The 16,193-nt window shown below is 45.6% G+C and carries 16 protein-coding genes, 2 pseudogenes and 1 riboswitch; of the genes and pseudogenes, 14 read left to right on the forward strand and 4 right to left on the reverse strand.

What is annotated here, in order from left to right:
* Positions 1–78 precede the first annotated feature (78 nt).
* A pseudogene (locus tag OIT45_RS08400) lies at positions 79–1,524 on the forward strand (ABC transporter substrate-binding protein/permease).
* On the forward strand, positions 1,524–2,261 hold the full coding sequence (locus tag OIT45_RS08405) for an amino acid ABC transporter ATP-binding protein (RefSeq protein ID WP_003608062.1): 738 nt from the start codon (positions 1,524–1,526) through the stop codon (positions 2,259–2,261). The pseudogene OIT45_RS08400 and the gene OIT45_RS08405 overlap by 1 nt, the downstream one beginning before the upstream one ends.
* A gap of 575 nt (positions 2,262–2,836) precedes the next feature.
* Here the strand turns inward: OIT45_RS08405 and OIT45_RS08410 are convergent.
* The 4 genes from OIT45_RS08410 to OIT45_RS08425 form a co-directional block, all read right to left on the reverse strand.
* Entirely contained in the window at positions 2,837–3,151 is a 315-nt protein-coding gene (locus OIT45_RS08410) for a DMT family transporter (RefSeq protein WP_056973223.1), read from the reverse strand.
* A 1-nt stretch (position 3,152) separates the two neighbouring features.
* The gene (locus OIT45_RS08415; RefSeq protein ID WP_135520234.1) at positions 3,153–3,476 is read right to left on the reverse strand and encodes a DMT family transporter; all 324 of its coding nucleotides are present in this window, start codon (positions 3,474–3,476) and stop codon (positions 3,153–3,155) included.
* A 61-nt stretch (positions 3,477–3,537) separates the two neighbouring features.
* Positions 3,538–3,629, reverse strand: a riboswitch (guanidine-I (ykkC/yxkD leader).
* Positions 3,627–3,944, reverse strand: a complete 318-nt coding sequence (locus OIT45_RS08420; RefSeq protein WP_264339995.1) for a hypothetical protein — start codon at positions 3,942–3,944, stop codon at positions 3,627–3,629. It overlaps the preceding riboswitch by 3 nt.
* Positions 3,941–4,216 (reverse strand): hypothetical protein, encoded by a 276-nt coding sequence (locus tag OIT45_RS08425; RefSeq protein WP_264339997.1) that lies wholly within the window; start codon positions 4,214–4,216, stop codon positions 3,941–3,943. The genes OIT45_RS08420 and OIT45_RS08425 overlap by 4 nt, the downstream gene beginning before the upstream one ends.
* Before the next feature lie 58 nt (positions 4,217–4,274).
* Here OIT45_RS08425 and OIT45_RS08430 point away from each other — a divergent pair, with 58 nt between their 5' ends.
* From OIT45_RS08430 to OIT45_RS08485, 12 genes and pseudogenes are all read left to right on the forward strand, one after another.
* Positions 4,275–4,940, forward strand: coding sequence for a uracil-DNA glycosylase (locus OIT45_RS08430; protein ID WP_199404225.1), 666 nt, complete (start codon positions 4,275–4,277; stop codon positions 4,938–4,940).
* Between the two features lie 110 nt (positions 4,941–5,050).
* Entirely contained in the window at positions 5,051–6,028 is a 978-nt protein-coding gene (gene pta, locus OIT45_RS08435; RefSeq protein ID WP_199404224.1) for a phosphate acetyltransferase, read from the forward strand.
* Positions 6,029–6,183: 155 nt separating this feature from the next.
* Positions 6,184–6,657 carry a tRNA (adenosine(37)-N6)-threonylcarbamoyltransferase complex ATPase subunit type 1 TsaE gene (gene tsaE / locus OIT45_RS08440; RefSeq protein ID WP_199404223.1) on the forward strand — a complete coding sequence of 158 codons (474 nt, stop codon included), beginning with the start codon at positions 6,184–6,186 and terminating at the stop codon, positions 6,655–6,657.
* On the forward strand, positions 6,657–7,169 hold the full coding sequence (locus OIT45_RS08445; protein WP_199404222.1) for a GNAT family N-acetyltransferase: 513 nt from the start codon (positions 6,657–6,659) through the stop codon (positions 7,167–7,169). Before tsaE ends, OIT45_RS08445 begins: the two co-directional genes overlap by 1 nt.
* A 19-nt stretch (positions 7,170–7,188) precedes the next feature.
* Complete coding sequence (locus OIT45_RS08450; protein ID WP_003608052.1) at positions 7,189–7,722, forward strand: 3'-5' exonuclease; 534 nt, start codon at positions 7,189–7,191, stop codon at positions 7,720–7,722.
* A 10-nt stretch (positions 7,723–7,732) separates the two neighbouring features.
* A pseudogene (gene murB / locus OIT45_RS08455) lies at positions 7,733–8,630 on the forward strand (UDP-N-acetylmuramate dehydrogenase).
* Positions 8,631–8,656: 26 nt separating this feature from the next.
* A complete protein-coding gene (locus OIT45_RS08460; RefSeq protein WP_199404221.1) occupies positions 8,657–10,714 on the forward strand; it encodes a Na+/H+ antiporter in 2,058 nt (685 codons plus the stop codon).
* 9 nt (positions 10,715–10,723) lie between these two features.
* Positions 10,724–11,557 (forward strand): diadenylate cyclase CdaA, encoded by an 834-nt coding sequence (gene cdaA / locus OIT45_RS08465; protein WP_003608049.1) that lies wholly within the window; start codon positions 10,724–10,726, stop codon positions 11,555–11,557.
* A 1-nt stretch (position 11,558) separates the two neighbouring features.
* Entirely contained in the window at positions 11,559–12,539 is a 981-nt protein-coding gene (locus OIT45_RS08470; RefSeq protein ID WP_135798244.1) for a YbbR-like domain-containing protein, read from the forward strand.
* A gap of 3 nt (positions 12,540–12,542) precedes the next feature.
* Entirely contained in the window at positions 12,543–13,901 is a 1,359-nt protein-coding gene (glmM, locus tag OIT45_RS08475; RefSeq protein WP_135798243.1) for a phosphoglucosamine mutase, read from the forward strand.
* A gap of 2 nt (positions 13,902–13,903) precedes the next feature.
* Positions 13,904–14,218 (forward strand): hypothetical protein, encoded by a 315-nt coding sequence (locus tag OIT45_RS08480; protein WP_135520210.1) that lies wholly within the window; start codon positions 13,904–13,906, stop codon positions 14,216–14,218.
* Between the two features lie 89 nt (positions 14,219–14,307).
* Positions 14,308–16,131, forward strand: a complete 1,824-nt coding sequence (locus tag OIT45_RS08485; protein ID WP_199404220.1) for a hypothetical protein — start codon at positions 14,308–14,310, stop codon at positions 16,129–16,131.
* The last annotated feature ends 62 nt before the right edge of the window (positions 16,132–16,193 follow it).

Below are 16,193 nucleotides of genomic sequence, written 5' to 3' on the forward strand. Positions count from 1 at the left end.
TCACACAACATCTTTTTGGGGAATGATAGTAAGATACTAGCATATAGAAGAACTAGGGTGATTTAGGAGGAATACGTCATGCATAAATGGTTGACAGGTTTGGTAGTACTAGCTGCGACAATCATGGGGTTAGTAGCTGGGGTACCAAACGCACAGGCTGCATCACACTACACCATTACAACTGATACGACATTCCCGCCATTTGAGTTCCAAACTCAAGGTGGTGACTACCGTGGTATCGATATGGATATGCTGAAGGAAATTGCGAAGCGCGAGGACTTCACTTACACATTGAAGCCAATGAGTTTCAACGCTGGTGTGCAGGCGGTGCAAGCTGGTCAAGTTGATGGTATCTTGGCCGGTATGTCAATTACTGATGAACGTAAGCAAACGTTTGATTTCGGAACGCCATACTACAAGAGTGGTATTGTCATGGCTGTTGCTAACAAGTCTAAGGTCGATTCATTGGATGACTTGAAGGGAAAGACGGTTGCGGCTAAGACGGGTAGTTCCGGTGCGATGTATGCGCAACGCATGGCTAAGAAGTACGACTTTAAGATTACGTACTTCAATGACTCAAACACGATGTACAATGACGTTATCATTGGTAACACAGTGGCGGCGTTTGAAGATCAACCGGTTATGGCCTATGCCATTCAACAAGGCACGAAGATGAAAATCGTGACGGATCCGGCTGATGGAAACTGGTACGGTTTTGGTGTTAAGAAGGGTGATAACGCTGAGTTGTTGAAGAAGTTCAACGAAGGTTATGCCAAGATTGTTAAGGACGGAACCTACGATAAGATTGTTAACCGTTACCTTGGTGAAGGTGGTTACAACTACAAGGAAAACGCAGCTGCTAAGTCAGCTGCCGACCAATCAATTTGGTCATGATTTCAAGAAAACAAGGCTGCCTTGTTGGATGGTTTGATTAAGACGTTGCAACTAACAGTTGTTGGTATCGTTTTGGCTGCTATCTGGGGTGTTTTGTTGGGTGTGATGGGTGTTGCGCCAAGTAAGTTGGTTCGTGGTATCTCATCAACGATTATTTACATTTTCCGTGGTCTACCAATGCTAGTATTGGCGTTCTTTATTTACATCGGAATTCCTAACTTGACGGGTCAAAAGATTCCAGCATTTACGGCTGGTGTTATCACGCTGATTTTGAATGAAGGTGCCTACATCGGTGCGTTCGTACGCGGTGGCTTTAAGTCAGTTGACCCTGGGCAATTGGAGGCCGCACGTTCATTGGGAATGCCATACGGTAAGGCGATGCGTAAGGTTGTGATGCCACAAGGAATTCGCTTGACGATTCCAAGTTTCATTAACCAATTCATCATTACGTTGAAGGATACGTCAATCTTGTCAGCAATCGGTATTATCGAATTGACGCAAACAGGAACATTGATCATTGCGCGTAACTTGCAAGGGTTCAAGGTTTGGTTGATGATTGCCGTTTTGTACTTGATTGTCATCACGTTGTTGACGTGGTTATCTAACTGGGTAGAAAAGAGGATTAACTAATGGCAGCGATTGTTGAAGTTAAAGATGTCCACAAGAGTTACGGCAAAAACGAAGTCCTAAAGGGCATTAGTTTGGACGTTGAAGAAGGCGAAGTTGTCGTTATGATTGGGCCTTCTGGTTCAGGTAAGTCAACTTTCTTGCGTTCACTAAACAAGCTAGAAGAAATTAATTCTGGTCAAATCAAGATTAATGGTTGGGACTTGGTTGATCCAAAGAACAATATTGATAAGACCCGCGAAACGATTGGGATGGTGTTCCAACACTTTAACCTATTCCCACACTTGACGGTTTTGCAAAACATGATGTTGGCACCGGTCGAAGTGGCTGGTCAAACGAAGGCTGAAGCAGAAGAAACAGCGCGTGCGTTGTTGGCCCGCGTTGGCTTGGCAGACAAGGCAGATGTTAAGCCAAATACTTTGTCAGGTGGACAAAAGCAACGTGTCGCTATTGCGCGTGCGTTGGCAATGAATCCTAAGATTATGTTGTTTGACGAACCAACGTCAGCCCTTGACCCAGAAATGGTTGGGGATGTCTTGGGGGTTATGAAGGAGCTTGCCGAAGAGGGGATGACGATGATCGTTGTAACCCACGAAATGGGCTTTGCCAAGCAAGTTGCGGATCGTGTTGTATTCTTTGCGGATGGTTACATTCGCGAAGAAGGAACACCTGAGGAAGTATTCAACAACCCACAAGATGACCGCACGAAGGAATTCTTGGACAAGGTTTTGAATGTTTAAGTGCAAATGAAAACCGCGTATCCACTGATTTTGGTGGATACGCGGTTTTTAGTTTTGAAAAGGGAAAGTGGTTTGTGTCCGTCCTTACGGCCGGAGTGACCTGCCCCTTCTTTTCACGCGGCTCTTATTCCTTCACAGGAAGCCGCCTGATTTCCAACGCGTGTCGAGACACGCTCCGGTCAAGCCTTTTCGCTAACCCAAGCGGACCATGACCTGTGGGGAGCGGAGTCCACGCCAATGGCGCGTACACCTTTACCTCCTCGTGGCTCTAAGCGGGAAAACCGCTAAGAACCCACACCCACGGGTCAAGGTCCACTTGGGTCTATACGCTCGGCGGGGCAGGTCACAGCAACCAAGCGATACTCTGATTGTTTGATAATCATCCACCGCAATACATCGGGTTGAACTGTTCACCCATTCATTTTCCGGTAGATGTAAATCCACAACAGACTAGAACATCTTGGCTGCTGTGGCTGGAGGCCTCCCACGGTTTTGACATGTCCGGTTTAGCGGGCCAAAAGAAGCCCCCAGCCACTCGACGCAACGCGTCGACACTGACCACAAACTAACTTATTTTACTCCGTCAACTTCAACCCAACGGCAGCTGCTAGAATCAAAGCGATAAACAAGATGCGCTTCCAGTCGCGGGACTCACCGTAGAAGAGCATACCGACTAGGGTACCACCAACGGTTCCGATACCTGTCCAGACAGCATAAGCAGTTCCCAGGGGAATATCACGAATTCCAAGTGATAGGAATGACAAACTGAAGCCGAAGCTAAGTAGCAAGCCCACAATAGCGCCCCAGTGACGGCGACGGTGCCATTCGTTCATCATCACAACACCACTCGTTTCACCAAGTCCAGCGATAATAATAAATAACCAAGACATATTAGGCATCCTCCATAAGCTTCAAGCCGATAACACCGAAAAGCAAAACGGCAATCAATGATAGTTGAATAGCGTTCATGGCTTCACCGTAGAACATCCAATTCGCGACAATCGTGGCAGCTGTCCCTAAGCCAACGAAGATGGCGTAAACAGTACCAACTGGCAATTCATCACTGGCCTTCAAAATCATAAAGAATGACAGAATTAGCGACGCTGCCGTTAGCAGGTACATTGGCCAGGTCTCAGAGTGCTTCATACCAAGCACCCACATTGGTTCCAAGACAACCGCTGCGGCAACCTTTAACCACGGGTTTGATAGTTTCATATAAATCTCCTTGACGCATTAAAATAAGAAAAGCCTGGGAGTTAGCGGCACATTTGTCGTTAACTCCCAGGCTTTTGTCCTTCCGTGTACGTGCAAAGCACGCGTTTGCTCTTGGACCAGACCACCGTGTGCGGAACCCTAGCAAACTTTTTAATGCGATTTAATTGATGACTCCAGTCTATCAGACTGGGGTTGACCTGGCAAATCGGCATGTAATTCGTAAGATGACCCGAGCATCCGCTGGGGGGTTGCGAAAAATGATAGCCAAGGTGCTGTGCGACCGCTGGCGATGAATTGCCAACGATCCAAGAAGGCGGCGATTAGAACAAGTTGCGGCTCATTTGGTTCATCATAAATGGTGATGGCTAATCGGCCGTCATTATTGGGCTGTATGATGGCCAATTGGTGGTGTAGGTGGGTGATTTGGAATTTTTGTTTATCCAGATTACCTAGGATTAACCAATTCAAACCACTCCAAATGATATTTCATGTAGCTGTAGTGATAGGCCGATTGAACCCACCTGCTGCCCGTTGACTGTCATTGTGAAACGGGGGAGAAAGCCCAGTGAAGCTTGTTCAAGCACGGCTAAGACCGTTGCGCTTTGATTAAGTATTTTAAGGGTATTACCTTTTTGACCCATTTCTCCGGTAATATAATAAGCGATGGCTCCGGTAGCGTCTGTTACAAGACTCATACCGGTTGCCGCGTGGGTAACCTGTGTTAAACGTAATTGACGCATCCCAAAGTCCTCCTTATAACTATTATATAGAATTTACAGAAGAAAAGTGGTGATTAACATGGAGAAATTATCAAAAACAGATTGGTGGGCACCTTTGCAAAATGCTATGGGGCCTGACTATTGGGAGCGTGTCGCAATTTTTCTGAAGGATGTTTATGCACACGGTGAAGTTTATCCAGCTTTGCCAAATGTTTTTGCAGCACTTGTTGCGACACCCTTGGCTGATGTAAAAGTGGTGATTCTTGGTCAAGATCCTTATCCAAATCCGGGTCAAGCGCAAGGACTAAGTTTTTCTGTACCGGCTGAAATGGCCTTGCCTAAATCCTTAATCAATATTTATCGAGAACTGGCGGATGATCTGCAAGGTGCGGTGCCAGCTGATGGTGATTTGCATCGTTGGGCAGAACAAGGTGTCTTATTGTTGAATACTGTGCTCACTGTGCCGGCACATCAAGCAGGTGGGCACGCTGGCCAAATTTGGGAACCACTAACTGATGCCATCATTTCACTGGTGGCTGAGCAAAAACAGCCGACCGTCTTTATTCTTTGGGGCAAGCAGGCGCAGGCAAAGCGCAAGCTAATTGTCGGTGAACACAATTTGATTTTAGAAGCGCCGCATCCAAGTCCGTTGTCAGCTTATCGTGGCTTTTTCGGGTCAAAGCCATTTAGTCAAACGAATGATTTTCTGCGTGAAAATGGCGTTCAACCAATTAATTGGGTTTGATGTGAAAAAAATCACAATATTTCCCCCTTTTCACTAGTAAATGGGCTGATTATTTGTAATAATAGGTTTTGTAAGATAAATAACGATTTTAAAAGTGGAGGTTTTCCATCATGGAACTCTTTGAACAATTGTCATCACAAATTAAGGGTCAAGGTAAGACTTTGGTATTCCCTGAAGGGGAAGACGTACGTATCCAAGGCGCAGCTATTCGTTTGGCTGCCGAAGAATTGGTAAAGCCAATCTTGTTGGGTAACAAGGCTGAAATCGAAGCAACTGCAGCAGCAAACAACTTCGACTTGTCAGGTGTTCAAATCGTGGACCCAGCTGAGTATCCAGCTGATGCCCGTGAGAAGATGGTTGATGCACTGGTTGAGCGTCGCAACGGTAAGACAGACGCAGCTACTGCTTCAAAGTGGTTGGAAGACGTAAACTACTTCGGAACGATGTTGGTATACCTTGGTGTTGCTGACGGTATGATTTCAGGTGCAACTCACCCAACTGGTGATACTGTACGCCCTGCTTTGCAAATCATTAAGACAGCACCAGGTTCATCACGTATCTCAGGTGCATTCGTCATGCAACGCGATGACGAGCGTTACATCTTTGCCGATGCCGCTATTAACATCGACATTGACGCACAAACGATGGCTGAAATTGCTATCCAATCAGCTAACACGGCTAAGGTATTTGGTATCGATCCTAAGGTTGCAATGTTGAGCTTCTCAACGAAGGGATCAGCTAAGGCACCACAAGTTGATAAGGTTGCCGAAGCTACGTTGTTGGCTAAGACAGCTGCACCTGAGTTGGCCATTGATGGTGAATTGCAATTCGACGCCGCCTTTGTTGAGTCAGTTGCAGCCGCTAAGGCTCCAGAATCAGAGGTTGCTGGTCACGCTAACGTCTTCGTATTCCCTGACTTGCAATCAGGTAACATCGGTTACAAGATTGCACAACGTTTGGGTGGATTCGAAGCTATCGGACCTGTTTTGCAAGGTTTGGCAAAGCCAATCTCAGACTTGTCACGTGGTGCTAACGAAGAAGATGTCTACAAGGTAGCCATCATCACGGCAGCACAAGCAATGGCCTAATTAAAGATTGAAAATAAACTCATGGATCGATTGGTCCGTGAGTTTTTTTGTTTCCAAATTGGCGAGAGAAACGCCTAAACACGTAGTCCCACTAATGGGAAACGGCTTCCTTTTTCGTCTGTAATCTATCTGTCAAAAATGGTATACTTATACCTATGAGATTAGCAGTGAATACAGTAGAAGAAACACAAGCATTGGCTGCTAAACTAGCGGCCAATGTTCAACCAGGGGACACCATCTTATTGAACGGTGACCTTGGTGCCGGAAAAACAACCTTTACCCAAGGATTTGCCAGGGCACTTGGCATTAAGCGTCCTTTGAAGAGTCCGACATTTACATTGGTACGTGAATATCAAACAGAAAATTTCCCACTATACCACTTGGACGTTTATCGTTTGGGTGAAGAAGGTGGGGCTGAAGAATTAGGCCTAGCTGAATATTTTGGCGGTGAGGGTGTTGCTTTGATTGAATGGTCAGAGTTTATCCAATCTGAATTGCCAACGGATGTGTTAACGATTTACTTGGATCGTGTCTCATCGGATACGACAGGCAACCAACGCACAATCACGGTTAGTGCAAAAGGCCCTCGTAGCCAGGCACTATTAGCAGCTATCGAAGGAGAAGCGTAATGGATGTCATGATTAGACCAGCTGAAGGTCAAGATGCTAAGCCAATGTTGGCGTTGTTGCATCAGTTGCAATCAGAATCAACGACCTTCATGGTGGCTCAGGACTTGGGCAAAGTTGATGATGTAACCGAGTCTGATAATATCAGTTACTTGCAATCAACAACCAACAATATTATTTTGTTGGCAGCTAGTGACGAAGGTGACTTGTTTGGCATTATTTCAGCGGCTGCGTTACCAAACCAACCACGCGAAGTGGAAGTGGGCGTCGCAGTACTTGAAGCTTATCAAGGATTTGGTTTGGCCCAGGCGTTGATTGCTGAAATGTTGGATTGGGCAACCGATTACAGTTCAGTCGATGTTATCCGCTTAACGGTGCAAGCACATAATGCGCCAGCTATTCATATTTATGAGAAGTTTGGTTTTGAGCGCGTGACTGGTTCTGATGCTATCGTTCTTGACGGTGCAGGCCAGCCGGTTGCAGCCTTTGATATGATGCTCGATATTAGAAACTAACAATTGAGGAATAGATAACATGAATTTTGTCGCAATGGACTTTGAAACAGCGAGTGCACAGCGTCATAGTGCCGTTTCAATGGCACTTGTGGTGGTGCGCGACAATGTACTCGTTGATGAATTTTATACGTTAATTAAGCCGGAATCATATTTTGATGCTCGCAACACCAAAATACACGGTATTACTGAGGCGGATGTTGCTGATGCACCGAAGTTTCCGGCAGTATGGGATCACATCAAGCAATTTTATACACCAAATCAATTGGTGATTGCGCATAATGCACCATTTGATAATGGGGTTTTGCGTGAGACATTAGGACACTACGGTATTTCGGCACCACATTATTTGTCATTAGATACTGTTCGTACCTCGCGTAAGTTGTATCCACAACTGCCAAATCACAAGTTGAACACAGTTGCGGCTGCGTTGAATATTGATTTGGAACACCACCACAACGCTTTGGATGATACGGTTGCAGCAGCACGCATCTTGGTGACACAAGCTGAACAATTCGGGGTTGACCCATTGAAACAATTAGTAAAGGTTATTTAGCGGAGAAAGAGTGATGACAACACAACTAAAGACAGCCTTTCCAGGGCTAGAAATTCAACAAAACGTTGATTTGTCAGCATACACAAACACACGAGTTGGTGGAAATGCCGAATGGGCGTTCTGGCCACATGATGATGAAGAATTACGTGATGTTTTGTTGTACGCTAATGACAATGACATGCCAGTGACGGTCCTTGGAAATGCGTCTAACTTGATTATTACGGATGCTGGTCTAGTAGGCTTGGTTATCTTCTTAACTAAGATGACTGACATCGCAGTATCTGGTACGCGCATTAAAGCCCATGCTGGTGCTGCCATTATTGATGTGACCCAAGTAGCTCGTGAACATGACTTGTCAGGTATCGAATGGGCCGCAGGTATCCCAGGTTCTGTTGGGGGTGCCGTTTACATGAACGCGGGTGCTTATGGTGGTCAGGTTGACGAATGGCTTAAATCAGCTGACGTTATGACACCAACTGGTGAAATTAAGACGTACACAAACGAAGAATTGGCGTTTGCCTACCGTCACAGTTTGGTACAAGAAACCGGCGATGTCATCTTGGCCGCAACGTTTAAGTTGGAACCAGGAGATGGTGCTGAAATTGAAGCCAAGATGGAAGATTTCAACCAAAAGCGTGCAAGTAAGCAACCTTTGGAGTTCCCATCTTGCGGTTCTGTGTTCAAGCGTCCAGAAGGTTACTTTGCTGGAAAATTGATTATGGATGCTGGCTTGCAAGGCTTCCAAATCGGTGGTGCACAAGTATCAACAAAACACGCAGGATTTCATTGTTAATCGTGGCGATGCAACCGGTTCAGATTACATCAACGTAATCAAGCACGTTCAATCAGTCGTCAAGGAAAAGTTTGGCGTTGATTTGGAAACTGAAGTGCGTATTTTGGGATTGTAATTTGTAATTGAATTAGGGGAGGATTTATGGAGTTATTACAAACCATAGTGGCGTTAACGTCATTAGTGGTCATTAGTAATATTTTGTCTCACTTCCTCAAACGTGTGCCGGTCAGCTTGATCCAAATCGCTTTGGGTCTGCTGGCCGCTTTGTTTTTTAATCTACACGTTGAGTTAGAGACAGAATGGTTCTTGTTGCTGTTTATAGCACCACTTTTGTATTCCGATGCTTGGCGCTTTCCAAAGAAAGAACTTTGGGAGCTTCGCGGAGCCATTTTCGGAAATGCCATTTTATTGGTATTTATTACCACAATCTTAGGTGGATTTATTATTTATGCTTTGGTACCGGAATTACCATTACCGGTAGCTTTGGCCATCGCAGCTATCTTGTCACCAACTGATCCGGTGGCCGTGGCAGCGATTGCTAAGCAAGCGAAATTGCCACCATCAATCATGCACTTGGTTGCTGGTGAAAGTTTGATTAACGATGCCAGTGGTTTGGTGGGATTCAAATTTGCTGTCGCAGCTGCTTCAGCGGGAACGTTCTCACTATTTGCCGCAACATCTAATTTCCTATACATTTCTTTGATGGGAACGGTTGTTGGATTAGTATTGGGATTTGCATTGAATACCTTGGGCGACTGGTTATCAGCTCACGGTAATACTGATGTTGTTTTCCGCGTGGTGTTACAACTGTTCACACCGTTCTTGGTCTACCTATTGGCGGAAGAGCTTCATACGTCAGGAGTTATCGCGGTCGTGGTGGCTGCCATTGTTCAGAATTTGCATACGCAGAATGATGCGGATTACTCAGGTGAGTTGCACGTGGTAGGTATCAATACCTGGAACGTATTTGGTTATCTTTTGAACGGCTATATTTTCGTTATCCTAGGAATTGAATTGCCATTGGCGACGAACCTTGGAAATTCAGTTTCACTACCAATGGCGTTGCTATATGCTGTCATTACGTGGCTGGTCATCTTCGGCATGCGTGTGATTTGGACGTACATTAACCAATGGGTTCGCTTGAAGAACCACAAGAACGAAACCGCTTCCTGGCGTGTGGCGTTATTGTCAGGACTATCAGGTGTCCGTGGTGCCGTGACGATGGCCGGTGTGTTGTCTGTGCCATTGATGACAGACTCAGGTGTGCCATTCCCGCAACGTTCATTGATGCTATTTATTGCAGCGATTGCGATTATCATCTCGTTGTTGGCCGCGGTTATCTTTTTGCCATTGTTGGCTGAAAAGCCAAAGACACAGGTGCCACCTGGTGATACAGAGGCACATCCGGTCGTTGCTCAACACATGTCTGAAGCGCGTGCGCGTGTCTATGTCTTGCAGTCAGCGGTTCGTGAAATTGAGACGCGTCGTCGTGAATCAAATCAAGCAATTGCCTACGAAATTATTTTGCGTTACCAAATGCAAATTCGTCAGTTGCAGATGCGCTTTATGAAGGCCGACAAGTTAAGCCCAATTTTGAAGGCTGAAATCAACCTACGTGAAATTGCGTTGGATGCTGAGCGTAGTGCATTGCGAAAGCTATTAGTGGAAGAACGCATTACGCCACTGGTCTTTGCCAGTGAAAACCGTCGTATCGATCGTATGGAAGCTGATCTGGATGATTTGGTGACGCACGACAAGCGTAAGCGCACATGGCGCCAGCTTAAGCGTTTCGTTGTGATGACGCGTCGCTCAATCCGTGTTTGGTTGAGTGATGATTCATCTGATCGTTTGATTGCCGAGTACAAGGTTGCACGTCACGAAGCAGCTAAGGAAGCGATTTCTGCGATTTCTGCGTATCTTGAAAGTGAAGCTGGTCAGGCTTCGAAGACTGATCAAACGGCAGCTTACAATTTGATTATTACGTACCGTTCACGCCTTGAGCATGAGAAGCATGATCATGGTGGTCCACAACAAGAAGCGTTGGTCCGTATGGATCTTGAAGTTGCTGGATTAAATGCCCAACGTGAAGCGACGCAACATTTGTACGATGCGCACTTTATCTCAGCTGAGACGGGGTTGAAGATTCGACAAATGATTAACTTTGCTGAGGCAGGGATGTTAACTGATGAAGAAGAATAGGGGGACGTTATGAACATTGATTTTGAATCACTCATAAAAACTATTAGCGTCGTCCGTATTATCGATATTGTCATAGTTTGGTGGCTGTTGTACCGCTTGATGATGTTGATTCGCGGAACGAAAGCCGTCACGTTGCTACGTGGTGTTGGTATCGTTATCGCGGTTAAGCTAATCAGTTGGTACGTTGGTTTGACGACCATTTCTTGGTTGACTGATCAAATCATTAATTGGGGAGTTATTGCATTGGTAGTTGTGTTCCAGCCAGAAATTCGTCGTGGTTTGGAGCACTTGGGGCGCTCAGCTTTGTTTAAGCAAAAGCAAGCCTACCAGCAGGAAACACGTTTGATTAATGAATTGGATGATGCCATTCAATACATGTCAAAGCGTCATATTGGTGCCCTAATTTCGATTGAAATGGAAACGGGTTTGGAAGAGTACATTGAAACTGGGATTAAAATTGACGCTGAAGTTTCAAGTCAATTATTGATTAATACGTTTATTCCGAATACACCGTTGCACGATGGTGCGGTTATCATTAAGGACGCACGATTAGCAGCAGCAGCGGCTTATCTACCGTTGTCCGATAACCCAACGATTCCAAAGGAACTGGGAACTCGTCACCGTGCGTCAGTTGGAATTTCGGAAGTAACGGATGCCCTAACGATTGTTGTGTCGGAAGAAACAGGGGATGTCTCAATCACGCGTAATGCGGAATTGATGCAATCACTGTCTCGCGAAGACTATCGCAAGTACTTAACACGTCAGTTGGTGCCAGCTGATGGGGATGTCAAGCAGACATGGTGGTCACGCGTGATGCCATTTGGTAAGCGAGGTGAGAAGTAACATGAAAAAAGGATATGACAAAATTGTCTATGTTGTTGCGACTTTGCTTGTTGCCATCTTAATGTCAGCCTACGCGGACGGCCAATCTAATGGGACAACGCGTACGAAGACTGCGACGAGCGAGTCTACCACGGGGTTGCTCAAGGGGATGGTATCCTCTAAAACGGAAACTGTCGCAGTACCTGTGCAATTGACGGGGATTGATACAGATGACTATTACATTAACGGGGTGCCGGATACGGTTGATGTGACGCTAACAGGTTCATCAGCGTTAGTAACGGCCGCTAAGAACACTAAGAACTTCCAAGTCTATGCTGATTTGAAGAAGTTGACTGATGGTGAGCACACAGTTGCTTTGAAAGTGTCAGGGTTAAATCGCGATTTGACTTATAAGCTAGCGAAGCAGAAATTAACGATTACCATTTACAAGCGTACGTCTGCTTATTACACGGTCCACACGGACTACAATAAGGATGCGATTGCTGATGGTTACACAGTTGGTACGGTGACATCTTCAGTGAATAACGTGCAATTGATGGGACGTCAAAGTGCGATTGATTCAGTTGCAAGCGTTGTCGCTGCGGTTAATTTGCAACGTGATACGAAGAAATCTGTTTCACAGGAAGTTAATCTGCAAGCACTTGATGTGAATGGGCACGTGGTTGACGTGGCGATTTCACCACAAGTGACGACGGTGAAGATTCCAGTTTCTGCTGGAACAGGCACGAAGCAAGTGCCGATTGCAATTAAAACAAAGAACGGCAATGCCGATGATTTCGATCTTACGGGGTCTGTGAATGAAATCACAGTTCGTGGTAAGATTGACGTATTAAATAAATTAAAGGAAATTCCAGTTACTGTTGATTTGTCTGGCGTAACAAGTGCGTCATCTCAGACCATTACTGTTAACACGCCAGAAGGTACAGACAGCGTTGATCCAACGACAGTAACAATTACAATTACGCCGAAGGAGCAAAATTAAGACATGGTTGAATTACATTACTTTGGAACAGATGGGGTTCGCGGTATTGCGAACAAGGAGCTAACACCTGAGTTGGCTTTTCGACTAGGACGAATGGGTGGTGCGGTATTGACGCGTCACGCTGAAGGACGTCGCCCACGTGTGTTGGTAGGACGTGATACACGTATGTCTGGTCAAATGCTTGAACATGCTTTGATTGCTGGTTTGCTTTCTGTTGGTATTGAAATCTTGCGTTTGAACGTTATTTCAACGCCAGGTGTTGCGTACCTAGTTCGTGCACAAAAGGCTGATGCTGGTGCACAAATCACAGCATCACACAACCCGGCTGAAGACAATGGTATCAAGTTCTTCGGGGCTGATGGTTTCAAGTTGTCAGACGAATTGGAAGCTGAAATTGAAGCGTTGTTGGACGCGCCAGAAGATACGTTGCCTCGCCCAGCTGCTGAAGGTTTGGGAACTGTTTCTGACTTCCCAGAAGGTGCTGCTAAGTACCTTGAGTACTTGCAAACGACGATTCCTGATAACTTGGATGGTATGAACATTGCCATTGATGCTGCCAACGGTGCAACGTCAGGCCTTGTCGCAAACTTGTTTGCTGATATGGGGGCTGACTTCGTTACGATGGCGACATCACCTGATGGTTTGAACATCAACAAGGGGGTGGGGTCAACGCACCCAGAGGCAATCGCTAAGTTTACGGTTGAAAATGGTGCCCAAGTTGGGTTGGCCTTCGACGGTGACGGTGACCGTTTGATTGCCGTAGACGAAAACGGTGACATTGTTGATGGTGATAAGGTCATGTTTATCACTGGTAAGTACTTGTCAGAGCACGGGCGCTTGAAGCAAGACACGATTGTAACGACAGTTATGTCAAACATCGGAATGTACAAGGCAATGGCTGAGAACAATATCTCATCTGTTAAGACGGCCGTTGGTGATCGTTACGTTGTTGAAGAGATGTTGAAGTCAGGTTACAACCTTGGTGGTGAGCAATCTGGTCACGTGGTCTTCTTGGATTGGTCAACGACGGGTGACGGTATGTTGACGGCGTTGCAATTGTTGCATGTGATGAAGTCAACGGGTAAGAAGTTGTCAGAGCTTGCGGCTGAGATGACGGTTTACCCACAAAAGTTGGTTAACGTTAAGGTACAAGACAAGAAGGCCGCGTTGGAAAACGAAGCCATCAAGCAAGTGATTGCCGAAGTCGAAGCTGAGATGGGTGACAATGGTCGTGTCCTAGTTCGTCCTTCAGGTACACAAGACTTGTTGCGTGTCATGGCCGAAGCACAAACTGAAGAACTTGTCAGTGAATACGTTGACCGTATTGTTGCGGTTGTTCGTAAAGAAGTTGGGGTAGACTAATAATGGCTGCAGAGTATCAAACGCTTGATATCATCGAAGAAATTACGCGTAATGATGGCTCGACCTACAAAGAAATTGGAAATCTATTGCATAATGGTCAAGCTGAGTACGCGGCTGAGCAGGGGATGATTAAGAGTGTCCGCATTCTTAAGATTAATATTCCGCACTCAGGTAACGTTGAAAAGTATGAAAAGTATGTAAATGAGAATTTTGAAATTCCAGAGATGGTAGCCATCAAGGAATACACTGAATGGACGAAAACACCAGAGATGGATGAGGTCATTCAGAAAATCCTCACTGAAAATCAGGTTAGTTAACCATCTAAGCAACAATCCGGTGCGATTGTTGCTTTTTTTGTATAGTTACAATATCCTTAAAGAACTTAAACCTTGGGGAGGGGTGTAACTTGGCTACAATTGTTGAAAAATTAAATACGGTTCGAAATGCCAAGCACGTTTCGCTTGAAACTGTTGCCCTAAATGGTATTTCGGCTGATCGCTATCGCCAGTTTGTGCATAGTAATGACAACATTACGCTTGGGGAAATCACAACGATGCTTGATTTGTTGACGATGTCATTTGCGGAGTTGTGGATCAACACGGATGAATGGGATGATACCCACGGTGTACAGCTAGATGGCGCGCAAACAATGTCGGCGGAAGAACTGGCACAGAAGCGGGATAAGACAGAACAAGAGTATCGTGATACTGGTTACAAGGGCTTTCATCTAATCGCTTTGACGTTCGATGTTTTGCATAAGCGACGTGTGCAGGCGGCATATCGTGAGCCGCTAGATGCTATTTTGGCTGAGCTTTCGCGCTATCAGATGTTTACTCATTTTGAAATGCAGGTATTTTCACAGCTCGCACCAGTGTTGCGGGCGTCTGAATTCTACCCGCTGTATGAAATTTTTATTCGCAGCGTCCCGGAATTCACGAGTTACATTCCACAACGGGTCGGTGAGCTTGTGCTGCGCGTTCATTATCGTGCCTTGGTGTTGTTGATTCATGACTCAGTGAATTCGGTTGAGACAATGCGTTTTGTTTTGCATGCCATTTCAAAGCAACCGAATAACGCAGGTAACTTGGAATTGCGCATGCTGGCTCATTATGCCGAACTCCTAGAAGAATATTTCTTTGGCAATCCTGTTCATGCGGAAAATGAGTTCCGGATATTCATTGAAGCGGCACAACGCCGACAGGTTGCGTTAATGTCATTTGGTGAGATGACATTTGATTTGGCTGGCATTTGGCAAGTGGTCACATCTAAGCGTCGTCACTTGAAGAATGATGGCAAGAGTTTGTTTACAAAGTCGTATGAAGACCAAACGTTTGTCTCGTTGAATGAAAATATCCGTGATAGCGTGGCTCATATTTGTGCTGTGAAAGGGATTTCCAAAGATGAGTTACTGGGTTTCGGTATTTCTAAGCAACGATTGGATACGATTGTTGACCAACCGGAATTAATGACGTTGACGGAAATGCTTAAGATGATGCATATCTTACGGGTTGAGCCAACTGATATCACGGTATATGCCAAGCTAACCGTTCGGACCCCTGGCGTGGACTGGAATGACTCGTTTGCCGCTTGCACGGCTGATGATTTTAAAACGATGATTCAAACAGAAGAAGATGCGTATGAACGTACTGAAAATCCGCGTCACTTGCTGAATAGTTTTACCTATCGTGGCTTAGCAGGGCAACATTTAGTAGATAAATGGTTACTGTCTGATGAAGCCAGCCAGCTGGCACGCGACGTGCAAGGCTATCTTGATAGTCTACAAGTTTGGCAGGAAGCTGATCACCGTGTTGCGCGTTGGGCAATGCTGGATTGCGAGGATATTGAAGATGTTATTTACCGGGCGCTGTTTTTAAGTCGTCACGTGGAAAATCGCGATATCTTCCGTACGCCGCTTAATGTGGTGCTCCATGATTTGGAGCCGGTCTTGATTCAGGCACTACTCAAGCGAGATCAAACACGTTTTGAGAAGATTTTGACCGTTATGAACCGTGCTGCTGCTGGCGACAGTAAAATTATGCAGTGGGCAAATTGGCGCACGCGTATGGCGGTGAATAATTTGTATGCGACATTTTTTGATGATCCCGTTGAAGCGATGCGACAGTTAGAACGTTTCTTTACGGATTACCAGATGCTAACAGGCAAGTCGTTCATCACGTCTCGATACCAAGTATTGCTTAACGACATTAATGACATATATGGCCTAGCCTAAAAAACGACCCGCACAGATTTGTGTGGGTCGTTTTTGCTACTTCTTCAAGGCTTTCTTAGTCG

This window comes from Weissella sp. LMG 11983, assembly GCF_025908495.1.
Taxonomy (GTDB): domain Bacteria; phylum Bacillota; class Bacilli; order Lactobacillales; family Lactobacillaceae; genus Weissella; species Weissella fermenti.

What these genes read in the sequence shown, in the direction of transcription:
- OIT45_RS08405 (WP_003608062.1), top strand. Translation starts at nt 1,524, where the DNA reads ATGGCAGCGATTGTTGAAGTTAAAGATGTCCACAAGAGTTACGGCAAA.
- OIT45_RS08410 (WP_056973223.1), bottom strand. Translation starts at nt 3,151, where the DNA reads ATGTCTTGGTTATTTATTATTATCGCTGGACTTGGTGAAACGAGTGGT.
- OIT45_RS08415 (WP_135520234.1), bottom strand. Translation starts at nt 3,476, where the DNA reads ATGAAACTATCAAACCCGTGGTTAAAGGTTGCCGCAGCGGTTGTCTTG.
- OIT45_RS08425 (WP_264339997.1), bottom strand. Translation starts at nt 4,216, where the DNA reads ATGCGTCAATTACGTTTAACACAGGTTACCCACGCGGCAACCGGTATG.
- OIT45_RS08430 (WP_199404225.1), top strand. Translation starts at nt 4,275, where the DNA reads ATGGAGAAATTATCAAAAACAGATTGGTGGGCACCTTTGCAAAATGCT.
- pta (WP_199404224.1), top strand. Translation starts at nt 5,051, where the DNA reads ATGGAACTCTTTGAACAATTGTCATCACAAATTAAGGGTCAAGGTAAG.
- tsaE (WP_199404223.1), top strand. Translation starts at nt 6,184, where the DNA reads ATGAGATTAGCAGTGAATACAGTAGAAGAAACACAAGCATTGGCTGCT.
- OIT45_RS08445 (WP_199404222.1), top strand. Translation starts at nt 6,657, where the DNA reads ATGGATGTCATGATTAGACCAGCTGAAGGTCAAGATGCTAAGCCAATG.
- OIT45_RS08450 (WP_003608052.1), top strand. Translation starts at nt 7,189, where the DNA reads ATGAATTTTGTCGCAATGGACTTTGAAACAGCGAGTGCACAGCGTCAT.
- OIT45_RS08460 (WP_199404221.1), top strand. Translation starts at nt 8,657, where the DNA reads ATGGAGTTATTACAAACCATAGTGGCGTTAACGTCATTAGTGGTCATT.
- cdaA (WP_003608049.1), top strand. Translation starts at nt 10,724, where the DNA reads ATGAACATTGATTTTGAATCACTCATAAAAACTATTAGCGTCGTCCGT.
- OIT45_RS08470 (WP_135798244.1), top strand. Translation starts at nt 11,559, where the DNA reads ATGAAAAAAGGATATGACAAAATTGTCTATGTTGTTGCGACTTTGCTT.
- glmM (WP_135798243.1), top strand. Translation starts at nt 12,543, where the DNA reads ATGGTTGAATTACATTACTTTGGAACAGATGGGGTTCGCGGTATTGCG.
- OIT45_RS08480 (WP_135520210.1), top strand. Translation starts at nt 13,904, where the DNA reads ATGGCTGCAGAGTATCAAACGCTTGATATCATCGAAGAAATTACGCGT.